This is a genomic window from Vibrio tritonius (assembly GCF_001547935.1).
GTDB lineage: Bacteria > Pseudomonadota > Gammaproteobacteria > Enterobacterales > Vibrionaceae > Vibrio > Vibrio tritonius.
Genome location: NZ_AP014636.1, coordinates 1,361,978 through 1,375,790 on the forward strand (window position 1 = coordinate 1,361,978; position 13,813 = coordinate 1,375,790).

11 protein-coding genes are annotated in these 13,813 nt (G+C 43.5%); 5 read left to right on the forward strand and 6 right to left on the reverse strand.

Annotated elements, in window-relative coordinates:
- Positions 1-83: 83 nt before the first annotated feature.
- Together viaA and JCM16456_RS21370 are read right to left on the reverse strand one after the other, a co-directional pair.
- Entirely contained in the window at positions 84-1,529 is a 1,446-nt protein-coding gene (gene viaA, locus JCM16456_RS21365; RefSeq protein WP_068718277.1) for an ATPase RavA stimulator ViaA, read from the reverse strand.
- A 9-nt stretch (positions 1,530-1,538) separates the two neighbouring features.
- Entirely contained in the window at positions 1,539-3,182 is a 1,644-nt protein-coding gene (locus JCM16456_RS21370) for an ATPase RavA domain-containing protein (protein WP_068718279.1), read from the reverse strand.
- A 247-nt stretch (positions 3,183-3,429) separates the two neighbouring features.
- Between JCM16456_RS21370 and JCM16456_RS21375 the strand changes: the two genes are divergently transcribed.
- Together JCM16456_RS21375 and JCM16456_RS21380 are read left to right on the forward strand one after the other, a co-directional pair.
- Positions 3,430-3,951, forward strand: coding sequence for an NUDIX hydrolase (locus tag JCM16456_RS21375; protein ID WP_068718281.1), 522 nt, complete (start codon positions 3,430-3,432; stop codon positions 3,949-3,951).
- A gap of 238 nt (positions 3,952-4,189) precedes the next feature.
- Positions 4,190-4,915: a TetR/AcrR family transcriptional regulator gene (locus tag JCM16456_RS21380; protein WP_068718283.1), complete on the forward strand. Its 726-nt coding sequence runs from the start codon at positions 4,190-4,192 to the stop codon at positions 4,913-4,915.
- 106 nt (positions 4,916-5,021) lie between these two features.
- On the opposite strand, the gene JCM16456_RS21385 is transcribed toward JCM16456_RS21380, so the two are convergent.
- The 3 genes from JCM16456_RS21385 to JCM16456_RS24380 form a co-directional block, all read right to left on the reverse strand.
- Positions 5,022-6,308: a DEAD/DEAH box helicase gene (locus JCM16456_RS21385; protein WP_068718285.1), complete on the reverse strand. Its 1,287-nt coding sequence runs from the start codon at positions 6,306-6,308 to the stop codon at positions 5,022-5,024.
- Between the two features lie 36 nt (positions 6,309-6,344).
- Positions 6,345-6,926 carry an acyl carrier protein phosphodiesterase gene (locus JCM16456_RS21390; protein WP_068718287.1) on the reverse strand — a complete coding sequence of 194 codons (582 nt, stop codon included), beginning with the start codon at positions 6,924-6,926 and terminating at the stop codon, positions 6,345-6,347.
- An 84-nt stretch (positions 6,927-7,010) separates the two neighbouring features.
- Positions 7,011-7,133, reverse strand: a complete 123-nt coding sequence (locus JCM16456_RS24380; protein WP_263647140.1) for a hypothetical protein — start codon at positions 7,131-7,133, stop codon at positions 7,011-7,013.
- A gap of 544 nt (positions 7,134-7,677) precedes the next feature.
- On the opposite strand from JCM16456_RS24380, the gene JCM16456_RS21395 reads away from it, so the two are divergent.
- Both JCM16456_RS21395 and JCM16456_RS21400 read left to right on the forward strand, forming a co-directional pair.
- A complete protein-coding gene (locus JCM16456_RS21395) occupies positions 7,678-8,883 on the forward strand; it encodes an aromatic amino acid transport family protein (protein WP_068718288.1) in 1,206 nt (401 codons plus the stop codon).
- Positions 8,884-9,168: 285 nt separating this feature from the next.
- A complete protein-coding gene (locus JCM16456_RS21400) occupies positions 9,169-10,146 on the forward strand; it encodes a glycosyl transferase family 90 (protein WP_068718290.1) in 978 nt (325 codons plus the stop codon).
- Between the two features lie 100 nt (positions 10,147-10,246).
- On the opposite strand, the gene JCM16456_RS21405 is transcribed toward JCM16456_RS21400, so the two are convergent.
- Complete coding sequence (locus tag JCM16456_RS21405; RefSeq protein WP_068718292.1) at positions 10,247-11,206, reverse strand: ShlB/FhaC/HecB family hemolysin secretion/activation protein; 960 nt, start codon at positions 11,204-11,206, stop codon at positions 10,247-10,249.
- A 278-nt stretch (positions 11,207-11,484) separates the two neighbouring features.
- On the opposite strand from JCM16456_RS21405, the gene JCM16456_RS21410 reads away from it, so the two are divergent.
- A complete protein-coding gene (locus tag JCM16456_RS21410; protein ID WP_068718294.1) occupies positions 11,485-13,680 on the forward strand; it encodes a TonB-dependent siderophore receptor in 2,196 nt (731 codons plus the stop codon).
- The last annotated feature ends 133 nt before the right edge of the window (positions 13,681-13,813 follow it).

Consider the following 13,813-nt stretch of genomic DNA (forward strand, 5'->3'; position numbering starts at 1 on the left):
GTTTATTACCGAACCCTTCCACCTTTAACGTACGAGTAGTACTTTCTGCATCCATCGAAGTCGGCAATAACACCAGAAACTCACTACCATCGTTTAACCAAGCGTCCTATCCAGTTTGGATGATAGTGCCAGCAGTGATCAAAGAGGCTAACTAACTCTGGGTTACCAAACCGTGATAAACAAACGGCATGGAAACGGTTGTGCTGTTGTTTCAGCCGCTCGACTTGTTCAACGACATCCTCATGCTGATTCGGAGCGATAAAGTCGGAAACCAACACTAAATCGGCATTGCGATAGCGTGACTGTCCCATTAACTCGATGGCATGCAGAATCACCGGCTCAAAATCGGTGCCGCCATGAAAGGAATAGCTAAGGAAATCACTCGCTTCACGTAACCCATCTTGTCGAGTCAGTTCATAGGTAATGAACTCAGTAGAGAACAACATAACGTAACAATCACGGTCCTCAGCTAAAGCAATCTGCATCAACGCATAGGCTAGCGCCTTAGCACACTGTTCTGGGAAACCACTCATGGAGCCAGAAGCATCCAAACAGACGATAAAAGGTCCTTTTTCAACATCCGCTTGCTTTTGATCGGGTTTGCGAGTCTTAACCTTACGCAGCGTTCGCGATTTACCTTGAGTTTGGTAATTCATCAACCTTTTATCGATCAATCGCTTATAAAAGACCACTTCCAATTCTGGATAGGTTAAAAACAGCGTTTCGTTGGGGAGGATTTTATTCAAATCATCACTTTCATGAACCCCTACAATGTCATCTGTTGCCTGATCAGACCGCTCTTCAACCATCGCAACATCTTCCGTCGGCGAAAGGTTTAAGCTGGGATCATCAACATCACTTGCCATGCGCCCAAGTTGGTCGGCAATTTCCTGCAACCCTTTCTGTTTACTCAGAAAATGAGCATGGCGTTTCATCACAGTCAAATCCGTTCGACTCAACTTGGCTGAAGCCATATCCCACAAACGACCGATACTGCGCTCATCACCAGATTCAGTGACGTTTTTCATATTGCGCACGGTTTCCATGCGCTGATAAAGGTCGGCAAGTAACTTTTCTTTGTTCGCTTCTAGCTCTAAAACCTGAGCTTGACGAATGGCATTTTTGAGCGATTGATACCATTCAGCACAAAAAAAGTGGGCAAACATCGGGTTATCTTGCCCTTTGTTTTTCTCCATCAATTTACGCGCTTTACGATAAAACGGTGAATGCCATTCAAGTTGCTTAACCAATTCTGGCAGCTGTTCAAAAAAATGCGCCTCATCCCAATGAATAACTTCCTGATAAAGCGCAATTTCCTGTTGCAAACGCTCTGTTTGCCCTACCTTGGTGATGCGATCTCGCACTTGGCTGCGCCATTTAAGCAAGTGCTTACGCATCGAGGTTCCGACCCCCCTGTGTTCGGCCATCATCATGACCTGAGAGCGGCCCATAAGGTCATTGACTGCGGCATCAATGATGCCAGAATCGGCGATCATCAACGCTAGGTTCAACCCATCAGCTCCTAGCATGTTTTAACCTCAGGCAAAAAACTGCTCCAATTGACTTAAACGAAACACGGTTTTCTCACTCTCTTTCTCAGCTTGTTCCAAATGAGACATCAACTGTACGATGCGAGCCTCCATTGCCGTTGGCAAGGCAGGATCGATAAAATTATGCGGTAAGGCCGCATGGAATTTTTGTCTTACCTCTCGCAAGTGTTGCTCGGCTGACACGATTTCGGCTTGAGCATGTTGCGCGCGAGTAAGGCGCTCTTGTTGCTCATCAGATTCAAAGGATTGATGCGCGACTAAAGCCGTTAACACAGCGCGGTTAGCAATATCCTTGATAACCAAGCGTTCTTGAGCATCCATTTCAAAGCGTAAACGGCACATCGTTGTGTTTTGGTTTACATATCCGTACGCCTCTCCTTGCCCTTCTTTGATCACTTTTTCTAGCTCGCTATGGGGAACATATACCCATCGGCTATCACCTTTTTCCGATTCAGAAACCGACAAATTGCTTTGCAGTAACACCAATTTCACTAAGTTTGTTGTTGGCCCAACGTTATAATGCTTGGCTTGACTAAAATCGTAGTGATACGACTGTTTTTTACGTAGCCCGGTTGAGGTTTCTAAGCGCAAATTCATCGCAAACTGGGTTTCAATTTCCAACTGAATATTGTCCAACGCTTCTTTTGCATTGTTTAGCTTATATTCCACTTGCTGCTGATCGAATGCGTTCTCTAAAGCAAACTCTTTTAACACTGTCTGCACCACATCACGTGATTCTGGGGAATTCCACAAACAATGCTCAAGGAGTAAGAGATCGAGCGGGTTAATGCTATCGCGACCATTAAAGAAAGCACTCGCTTTAATCAATTTTACTGCTTTTTTCCAACGACGGTCCGACACATAAAGGTCAATCACTTCTTTCTCATGGGATTCAAGGCGCGTTTTGATGCGATAGAGCTTATCAAACACATCATCACTGATCGTCATTTGATCCAACTCATGTTGCCATAAATGATATTCTTCATCAGTGATAGCAAGGCCTTGCGGTACTTTTGCTTCTTGTGCGGTTCCGACAGTTAACATCGACTTAAAGTTCTGTCGGTCTTGAATTCGGTTCACAAACAGGCGCACCAGCATGCGGTCATAAAGTGCATCTAAACCGCTATCTTCTTCCGGCAATTCGTTTGAGGCCGATACCAACAAACGCATTGGAACTTTCTCTATTTCACTGCCGTTTTTGAACGTTTTCTCATTAACAACCGTTAAGAGCGTATTGAGGATAGCGGGGCCTGCTTTCCAAATTTCATCTAGGAAGACAACCTGCGCTTTAGGAAGATATCCTTGGGTTAAACGAACATAACGTCCATTGTCTTTCAATTCTTGAATACTCAGCGGGCCAAATACCTCTTCCGGAGTAGAAAATCGGGTCATTAAGTATTCAAAATAGCTGCTTTGGTCAAATGCCTGAATCAAACGCTTGGCAATCAAACTTTTCGCAATACCCGGAGGACCAAGAAGAAAGACACTCTCTCCACTTAATGCCGCCAGCAGGCAAAGCTTTATTGTATGTTCACGCTCGTAAACCCCTTCGCTCAATGCTTTTGCAAGTTTTGTTATACGTTCAGAAAGCAATGCTTGATGTGCATGATTAGCCTTAGGTGATGAGGTCATACTGGGTTCCTTGGCGTGCGATTCGACTCTTTATCTTCATGTCATACTTCTATTGTTTAGCACAGCTAATATGCTGTTTTATTCGCTTTGCGCAATTTATGACTGAATGACTCTATTTTTATTTATTGTTTGCAAATATGACAAGAATAGCAACCTTAGTTTAACTAAATCGCCAAAAGCATCTGGGTATCACGGTCGATTTACGCTATGGTACTGACCCATTGAAGGGAAAATAAAGACCTAAGTCATGAATAGAACGATTCATCAGTGGAAAAAAACCGTCTCTCTTACCGAGCAAGACATGGAACTTCCCAACGGCAAATCCATCACACATACTACCATTGTCCATCCGGGTGCGGCCGTCATCATTCCTCTCACCGAAGACAACCAGATCGTCATGGTGTATCAATATCGTCCATCACTACGAAAATGGATGCTTGAAGTCCCAGCAGGCACCATGGAGTTAGGTGAAAACCCGCTTAACTGCGCCGAGCGCGAGTTGGAAGAAGAAACAGGTTACAGTGCTGAACATTACACAGCGTTGGGTCAATTGACTCCCATGGCTGGCATGTGCGATGAAATCCAGCATCTCTTCATTGCTAAAGGATTAAACAAAACAGCGCGTTATGAGTGTGATGAAGATGAAATAATTGAAGTATGCAGCTACTCAATTGCAGAACTAGAATCGATGATTGTGTCAGGAGAGATTACCGATTCCAAAACCATCGCTTGTCTTTATAAAGCGAAACTCTGTGGTCATCTAGATTAAGTATTTTGTTACTCTTTTTGTAAATTAGGGTAAATACTTTATTCTATAATCAGAGTCTGTGCTGTTATGGGCTGTAGCGAAAGCCTGCATCAAGTGGCTAATAAACAATCAGTTATGTTTACTTTGGGCGAAAAGTAGGCTCAACCTATATCGACTTAGGTTGATCTTGAGCGAACAACCGCATAGGCTGCTTCATTCAGCAAATTTATCACAACGACGATAGTAATTTAGTGTAAAAATGAGAGAAAAACGACAAGGGCGCCGTAGTGCGGAAGATGCACAAAAAACCCGTTTTACAATTCTAACGGTAGCGGCAGACCTCTTTTGTGAATTTGGCTATGCCAAAGTATCATTGCGCCAAATAAGCGATAAAGCCGGTGTATCACACAGCCTGTTGCGCCACCACTTTGGCAGCAAAGAAAAGATTTGGCATGCAATCAGTGATGGTTTGCATTCTTACATGTCGCAGTACATGAAATTGATTCTATCGCACATTCCACCAGAAACGCCGGCCAATATTTTACTTTACCGCTTTACCTTACGCTTGCTCGCACATAGTTTGGTCAATCGTAAGCCGATTCAATTGATAGCCGATTCCGTTCGCCAAGACGATGCGTTATTTGATTATTACATTGGTACGGCAGGAGAAATCGAACATGTTATTGAAGAGCTAGCAGGCGAATACAATCAACAGTTTCCTGATAAAAGCCTCAATGTTTGGGAAGTAAAATGGCAACTGTTAATGTTTGCGCACAGTGCTGCTAGCCTTACACCATTTTTAAAAGAGACATGGTCTGAGGTCACCACTGACTTGAACGAATGTCTACTACTCCACCTCAATCTCTTTAATCAAACCTTGGTTGCTAAATATCACGTTGATGAAGAAAACGTTGAACATCCGAAAAGCATTCAAGAATTAGTGTATGACATGAAATGCGATTGGGGTGATATTACCCCAAATTAAGTTAGCGAATGAACACTCCTCGCTCGCGACGTGTTCTCTTTCATATCATAACTAAAAAGGTGGCCTAGCCACCTTTTTAGTTATCTCTAACGACAAATTCATCGCACTATTTGTTACCACGTTTGCCGCGACCAGCATGAATTTTAAGTTTTGCTTTGAGCTTACGTTTCTCTGCAGAGCGACTTTGTCTCTTAGGTGTTCCATCTGCCATAACTGGCGTGGTTAAGGTTGGTTCAAATCCACTTAACCACTCCTGCGACAAACGTTTATCAAGCAAACGTTCAATGGCAGATAACATCGGCTCTTCATCACGAGCCAGCAGTGAAACGGCAAGTCCTGGATGTCCCGCTCGCCCTGTGCGACCAATTCGATGCACGTAATCTTCTGCTTTAAACGGCATATCAAAGTTGACCACTTGCTCTAATTGCGCAATATCGAGGCCACGAGCAGCAACATCCGTGGCAATCAACGCACGAATCTTTCCTGCTTTAAAATCATCAAGGGCTTTTTGGCGCGCACCTTGGCTTTTATCTCCGTTGATAGAGGCGGCTTTAATGCCATCTAATTTGAGTTCATTGGCTAACGCGTCACTGCCCTGTTTGGTTTTTACAAACACCAGTACCTGCTGCCAATTACGAGAACCAATCAAATAAGCCAGCAGTTCCCGCTTACGTTTTTTATCCACTGGATATACTTTCTGCTCAACCGTGTCGGCGGTTGAGTTTTGTGGGGTCACCTGTACCTCTGCAGGCACTTCCATCATGCGATACGCGATAGATTTTACTTTGGCATTAAAGGTTGCCGAGAAAAACAGGGTTTGGCGTTCTTGAGGTAGACGACGCAGTACACGTTGAATATCGGGCATAAAGCCCATGTCCAACATGCGATCAGCTTCATCTAAAACTAAGGTTTTCGTCGTTGCAAGAGTTAGGGTCTTTACATGCGCATGATCCAGCAAACGACCGGGAGTTGCGATCAAAATATCGGCCCCTGCCGCCAGTTTATTAACTTGCACTTTCATGCTAGTGCCACCGTAAACCGCAACAATGTTAAGGGAAGTGCCTTCGGCGTACGAAACTAGGTTATCTAATACCTGTTGAGCCAGTTCACGGGTTGGAACCAAAATAAGTGAACGAACATCGCCTTTGGCAAGTGGCTCCTCGGTTTTATCATCAAGTAGACGCTGAATCAGGGGCAAGCCATAAGCCGCCGTTTTTCCTGTGCCAGTTTGTGCTCCTGCCAATACATCGCGTCCAGCCAGTACATGGGGAATGGCTTGTTCTTGAATTGGAGTAGGCTGTTGAATACGTAGTGATTGCAGCTGAGAGATCAAAGCCGGATTGATGCCTAATTGGCCGAATGTGGATGGAATTTCTGGCGTCTTTTCGGACATGATGTTTACCTGTTACCATGAAGGACGCGAATTGTATCAGAGTTGAACCCGTTTGGCTTCGTTTAACACTTGCGGATAAAAATCGGTAAATAGTGTCTGTAACGCAGCATAATTAGCCAATAAACTCTGACTGCAGAGAGCCACCGGAGCAATGCGCTCACTACGTGTGGCGATGCGTTTAAGTGCAAATTCAATATTATCGAAGTCTTGATATGATTCAAGCCATCGTCCCGACCACATACGATCTGTCATCCGCAGATACTGAGCTGGCAAATCCGGTTCATAGGAATGCTTAACTTGCTGCTTAGCATGGGCAACAAACTCCGTTAAATCCAGTGCTGAAAATTCATTCCAACGAGACGCCAAGCAGTGATCCCAAAACATATCGAGAGCGATAGGCGCAAAGCGTTGCAGCGGCTTTGGAAACAATGCCTTTGCTTGTTTGATGATGTCATGACGATCGGTATAAGCATCAACCCATCGATGCAGCAAGATCCCTTGTACCACTTCGTCTGAATATCGACCATGTGGCGCTCCCTTAACAAAATCCCCCAGTAAGTTACCAAGCAAATTACTTTGGCTATGTTCAGCAATGTGTAAATGGGCGAGATAGTTCATGTGTGGCGTTCACGGTATGGATTTAGAAAGATAAAGAGAATAGCAGAAAGACTGAAGCCAGCGCTGGGCGCTGGCAACTTCTAGTTATGCCCGTGATGAATCGTTTTCATCACTACGAGTTTCTTGATACTCACTGAGATCAAAACCGATCTCCATGGCATCTAACAGTTCAAGACTATCGTCTTGCTGATTAATTTGGTCACTCATAGTCGACCTCCTTCTTATCATTATTAACCCCGATGTATTCGTGATAATCATTATTCAGTTTTCGGTGCATCGCTGCTTCAGCAAGATGACCATATCAATGTGATTATCCCAATACGTGGGTACTACCTAGCTGAACTTATATATCGTGGCGAATAGCACGACTTTCAAGAGCTCAACAAGATAATGCAGCGAAACTAATGTCGCTGTGTCCTTTTTATATCGCTTTTATGTCAATAACATGACAACATCAAAACGAGTATCCCCAATTCACCTCAAGATACTGTTTCAGCAAGGATGTATCTTGAAGTCACTTAGGTATAACTACCTTTAACACAAATCCGACATTCATGTCACCACATCTTTGCTCGCCACTATTGTAAACATTAATGTACAATTTTGGATTTTTATTTTTACAAATAGATTGACTGGCAAGATTAAGTCTTGGAGAATAACCGGATAAACACAACATATTGCTAGTTGGTTGACTAATAAACGAACAAAACTCTTTAGCAAAAACATTAAACCGTATAATAAAGTTTACATTATGATGAAATCAAAGCTTCTAGGTAGTACTTTGATCATTGCCGGTACCACTATTGGTGCGGGAATGTTAGCCCTACCACTTGCCTCTGCCGGAATTGGATTTTCTACATCGCTGATGATCATGGTCGCGTTGTGGGTACTTATGTCGTTCACTGCCCTATTGATGGTAGAAGTACATCAATACGCCGAAAGCAATGCCACTTTGCACACACTAGCGAAACAAATTTTGGGTGAAAAAGGCAAATGGATTGCCACTTTTGCCATGCTCTTTCTTTTCTATTCGCTCTGTGCTGCTTACATCGCCGGTGGCGGCGCGCAGTTCAGTGATCGCATGCACGATATGCTTGGGCTAGAGTTGCAAGGTTCTGTGGGCACATTACTGTTTACGGTTATTGTGGCTGCGGTAGTTACTATCGGTACAGGTACTGTAGACCGAGTTAACCGTGTACTGTTTACTGGCAAGCTGATTGCAATGGTGCTCGTGTTATTCTTTCTAGCGCCGAACGTAACGGAATCTTACTTACTAAGCATGCCACTTCAACAAGGTTTGATTGTGGCTGCGATTCCTGTGATTTTCACTTCGTTTGGCTTTCACGGCAGCATTCCAGCGATTGTGAACTACCTTGATGGTGACACTCCGGCACTGCGTAAAGCCATTATTTTGGGTTCTGCGATTCCGTTGATCATCTATGTTTTTTGGCAGCTCGTTACATTAGGCGTCGTTAGCCAGAACGAATTGGTTGATAACTCTGGATTGTCTGCCCTGATCAGCACCTTAGCGGTCAAAGTGCATCATTCGAATTTAAGCAACGTCATCGGCATTTTTGCTGACCTAGCATTATTGACCTCATTTTTGGGCGTAAGCTTAGGTCTGTTTGAATTTCTTGGTGATATTTTGCGTAAAAATAGTACGGCAAGCATGAATCGCCCAGTCGCAGCCATGATTACGTTTTTACCACCTCTAGCGTTTGCGTTGTTTTACCCAGAAGGCTTTATCATGGCACTAGGCTACGCTGCAATCGCTTTAGCCATCTTAGCCATTTTCTTACCATTATTTATGGTGGTAAAAGTGCGCCAACAAAAGTCAGATGTAAAATACCAAGTTGGAGGCGGCACTCCTGCGCTGGTATTGACAGGCGTAGTCGGGGTAATGATTATAGGAGTGCAATTGCTAGTAACAGCAGGCGTGCTGCCCGCACTAGGTTAAATCAATCACTGTCGGTTGATAACACCCGATTAAACACCAAAGACTCTAACTCCATCCCCAGTGCATCCTTTATAAGGCTGGGGATGTTCGCTCTTCTTTTATACCCAAATGACCTCACAAATCGATCCATGAAAAATCGATCCATAAAAATTCCCTTTTTTGTCGCCTAACTGCAACCTAACTGTCATTTAACTCCAGCACACTAACTATCAGATGGTTCTGAATTAACTTAACGGCGTCGTAACACTCCATAAGTTAATGTCTCATATAAATAAGAGAGTTGGGATGCGCAAAATTCAATATTATTTATCCAGCGTAATGTACAGTTTAGTTCCTAACCCCATCATGCGCGGATATGTCAATTATCGCCTTAACCGTCTCAGTCATGAGCAACGCCAATCCATGCAACAGCGGCTCAATTACTATCATCAAGTACAACACCGTTTCTCCACTACCCCCGAAGCAAAACAAGCCTCTCATTTTAAGAAAAACTGTGGCAGCACCTACTATTACGACATGCTTAAAGTCATTAAAGGGTTTGATCCGAATTTCAGTTTTGATTTTATCCATGGCGACGTAACAGAAGTCCCAAGTTCACCTACGTTTGTGAAAAGTCGCCCAATCGCGGGCCATAACCACAATTCCATTTTGCTCAAGCTTAATGAAGTACGACACTATCGTTTTGTGAAAGATAAACTCAGCTTCAGTGAAAAATTGGATCGTGTCGTATGGCGAGGCAGTGGTTTTCGTCCTAATCGACGTTTACTCCTAGAAACCTATTTTTCTCACCCACGCTGTAACGTCGGACGAACCGATACCGAAGATCACGATCAACTGCGCTATGTTTTGCCTAAAATGAGCATCAAAGAGCAGCTTAATTACAAGTTTATATTGAGCTTAGAAGGGAAAGATGTAGCCACTAACCTAAAATGGATTATGTCATCTCAATCGCTTGTTATGACCCCGAAATTGGTCTTCGAGACATGGTTCATGGAAGGAAAACTGATTCCTGGCGTGCATTATGTGGAGCTTAAAGATGACTTTTCTGACCTGATTGAAAAGATGGACTACTATCTTGCTCATCCAGACGAAGCTGAACAGATCATCTCAAATGCCAATCAGTGGGTTGCCCAGTTTAAGCAGCTCGGACAAGAACGCTTACTAAGCTATTTAGTTGCAGAGCGTTATTTCAACCTTTCTCAAATTCCGCAAACCGCTCCTACCCCGCCTTGGCTATGGCGATGGAATAAAACCAACTCCTAATTCAGCGCCCTAATTTTGTTTTGTATAGAACACGAGATATTGCCAAACCTTGAAGAACAAATATCATCGTGACTTGCGGTAACGCTCTACGATAACGAGATTAAAGCTTCACTTTAAACCAGTAGTACAACGTATATTGGTCGGTGTAAAATTCGCTCGGATGATCGACAGGTAAACCCAGCGACAAAGTCGTTTCATAACGTTGATGCGCCAACATAACCGATAACGCGGCACCAACCACAGTATCATTTGCTAACGTATAAAAGCGGTCTTGCCCAATTTGCCCCATGTCGATAGACAGTATCGTCATCACTTTACCGACATCAGGGATATCACCTAAATCGTAATTCAAATCATTGCGCCAAAAATAACCTTCGCTTCCGGTGGTTTGCACAAACTCAAAACCATGCAACGCGTAATCATTCACCACGGAAACCGGAGCATTGCCAACACGATCTGAACTCCAGATACCATAAACATAGGTAGAGTAGCCCAAATTCGACGTTAACGGATAACCGTAACTCATCGATAACTCTTCTTTATGAATTTGCTGATAAGTATCTGAAGCTTGGCGAGAGCCGCTTTCTGATTCAGACCATAATGTTGTTCTACTCACCATAGGAACAAATGTGAGTTCATTATCAAATAGCTTGGTGCTGTATTCTACGGCTAAGCGAATGCGTGAACCTTGCTCAGTACGCGGTCGCAACAAATCATCTAACTTTTCTTGCTTGAATGCATCTTGCCCAAAAGAAAAACTGACGGTACCCAATGCTGGCAACGCCTTAATAATGGGTTCATCACTATACCATTGCCATATCTTTTGCGAAGTCACAGTAACAGGAGCGAGATCCCAACCTGCTGGAGAAAATTTGGCAGTTTCAAATAAACATTGAGCATCACTCGATCTGCTTTCCACACCATACGAAGATACCATTAATGACAAGTTAGCAGGTTCACACTGGTCTTTTTGTCCAGAAAAATTAAGCCAAGGCGATGACCAGCTCAAGGTAGAGCTACCCATTAACACTAGACTTAATATGGTTTTGCCAACTGACACGATATCATCTCCCAAATCTCAATGTCGCAAGTTTTACTCATTGCCAAGATCAATTACAGATCACAACATAATACAGTCGATCAATATCACACTAAATACCCCGTTCGGATCATTCATCAGACACTTAGATTATCGCTAATTTACTAATATTGATTTTACTAATGAAAATCATTTGTATTTATCTTCCAAGTATGAGAAAACGTGCCCTTTGTTATTCACATTTTTACACTTTGCAACAAATTTTATAAATAACACGCTTTATCAAAAGTAGAAAATCAATGATATTAACCACTTCTAAGATTGTTCGCCCAAGCGCTTCTTACGCTGTTCGTCACCAATTAAAATGCTACACACTCACATTGTCACCACTGGTATTAGCGATGTTCGCAACGCCAGTGCGCGCCGAAGAATCGCACGCAACTGACAACCAACCAGAGCCCGAAACCATTGTCGTAACAGCTCAGCAACACCAAATTGGTTACACGATGCCGAGCAGTTCCGTCGCTACAAGGGGGAATGTTTCAGTGATGGATATTCCCAAAGCGGTGGCCACTGTAAGCGCTCAAGTTTTACAAGATCAAAACTCCGATTCCTTGATTAACGCATTAACCAATGTCAGTGGAATAACACAAACCAATAACTTTGGTGGTAAAGACGACGCGATCATTCGTCGTGGTTTCGGCGCGTCTAGAGATGGTTCAATATTGACGGACGGACTTAAAACCGCGCTACCTCATTCATTTAATGCCACTACGGAGCAAGTTGAGGTACTAAAAGGACCATCATCCACACTTTATGGGGTATTAGATCCAAGCGGGATGGTGAATTTGGTTACCAAAAAGCCACAAACGGAATTTGGAGCTAAGGTATGGTCGAAACTCTCTGCCATGGGAGCTGGTCGCTACGGTCAAAAATACGGTTTAGACATCACCGACAGCATTAGCGACAGCCAATTTGCCTACCGTTTTATCGGTGAATATGAAGACAGTGACTACTGGCGTAACTTTGGCACAAATCGCAATTGGACAGTTGCTCCATCACTAATGTGGAGCACTGATACAACTGAATTGGTTTTATCCTACTTCCACCAGCATTATCTGATTCCTTATGATCGCGGTACCATTTACGACACCGAGAAAAATGAGTTCGTCAATGTAAGTCCACGAACTCGGCTGGACGAGCCGCTTTCAAAATACGAAGGTGACTCAGACCTAGCCAAAATCTCGCTAAACCAAACGCTAAATGACATTTGGAATCTCGATACGCGTTATGCCTATTCACAAGATGATTTTAAAGCTAATCAAGTACGGACTCGTAGCTACAATTCCACGACTGGCGCTGTAAAGCGCAGAGCCGATGTTCGAGGTTTCTATAAAGTCAAAACCCATGCGGTACGCAGTGACTTGACCGGCAGTGTTGACCTATTTCAAAAGCAAAATGATCTGCTGTTTGGCGCGTCATATGATCGCGAGAAAACTCGCCGATCAAAACTGCAAACTTGTAATCAAAACTCGAACTTTAATGTTAACGATCCTACATATGGTCAAATGGAAGGTTGTACCTATGATGCATCAAGTGCGGTGTTAGAGTACGAAACCATCAATACAACGTCTGTGTACGGTCAAGATCAGTTCCATCTAAACGATCAATGGATTCTTGTGGGCGGCTTACGTTACCAACAATATGACATTGTGGCTGGTCGAGGCGATACACAAAATACCGACACAAATGGCCATGCCTTATTGCCAAACGCCGGCGTTATTTGGAAAGTTGACCCTATGGTTTCACTCTACGCGAACGTCGGTAAAACCTTCCGTCCTAATAGCTCAATGACTAGCGAATACGGTAACTTAGATCCCGAAGAAGGCATTTCTTACGAGGTCGGAAGCAAGTTTGATATTAATCAGCGCATAAACGCAACTCTCGCCGCCTACCACGCACGCAAAAAGAATGTTGCGTATTCAGAAACCGTTGATGGTATGACGGTTTATAACACAGCGGGTTTGGTCCGTTCGCAAGGTATTGAGTTAGATATGACAGCCCAGCTCACCGAGCGTTTACAAGCCATTGGTAGCTATGCTTATACCGATACCAAAGTCTTGAAAGACCCAGATTACGAAGGCAAAGCCTTACCTAACGTAGCGAAACATACTGCGTCACTTTTCCTTTCTTACAATCACGGCAATTTATTCCAAGATAATGACAATCTTCGTTACGGTGGCGGCGTGCATGGCGCTTCAAAACGTGCGGGTGATAACGATAACTCATTCTATTTACCTGAATATGCAATTGCCGACCTGTTTGCTGCTTACACGTTCAAAACCACTAATCCGATTAAGGTTCAACTGAACTTGAATAATGTTTTTGATAAGGAATACTACACCTCGTCAATCGGAAGTTCTGCTTACGCTATCGCCGTGGGTCAGCCATTTAATGCAACGTTAGATATCAGCATGGCATTTGGTGCAATGTAACGATAACGGGTAGTAACGATTACTTAAATCGGCAATACTGAATATAACGACAAAGCGCGAGTGTTTCACTCGCGCTTTTTATACAATTACGTTGAAAGGGAATAACCATTCCTTCCGTCATTGAGCTTGACCT

Bases quoted from the DNA above. Each gene is read 5' to 3' on its own strand.
- JCM16456_RS21375 (WP_068718281.1), top strand. From the start codon at position 3,430: ATGAATAGAACGATTCATCAGTGGAAAAAAACCGTCTCTCTTACCGAG.
- JCM16456_RS21410 (WP_068718294.1), top strand. From the start codon at position 11,485: ATGATATTAACCACTTCTAAGATTGTTCGCCCAAGCGCTTCTTACGCT.
- JCM16456_RS21390 (WP_068718287.1), bottom strand. From the start codon at position 6,926: ATGAACTATCTCGCCCATTTACACATTGCTGAACATAGCCAAAGTAAT.
- JCM16456_RS21370 (WP_068718279.1), bottom strand. From the start codon at position 3,182: ATGACCTCATCACCTAAGGCTAATCATGCACATCAAGCATTGCTTTCT.
- JCM16456_RS21400 (WP_068718290.1), top strand. From the start codon at position 9,169: ATGCGCAAAATTCAATATTATTTATCCAGCGTAATGTACAGTTTAGTT.
- JCM16456_RS21395 (WP_068718288.1), top strand. From the start codon at position 7,678: ATGATGAAATCAAAGCTTCTAGGTAGTACTTTGATCATTGCCGGTACC.
- JCM16456_RS21385 (WP_068718285.1), bottom strand. From the start codon at position 6,308: ATGTCCGAAAAGACGCCAGAAATTCCATCCACATTCGGCCAATTAGGC.
- JCM16456_RS24380 (WP_263647140.1), bottom strand. From the start codon at position 7,133: ATGAGTGACCAAATTAATCAGCAAGACGATAGTCTTGAACTGTTAGAT.
- JCM16456_RS21380 (WP_068718283.1), top strand. From the start codon at position 4,190: ATGAGAGAAAAACGACAAGGGCGCCGTAGTGCGGAAGATGCACAAAAA.
- viaA (WP_068718277.1), bottom strand. From the start codon at position 1,529: ATGCTAGGAGCTGATGGGTTGAACCTAGCGTTGATGATCGCCGATTCT.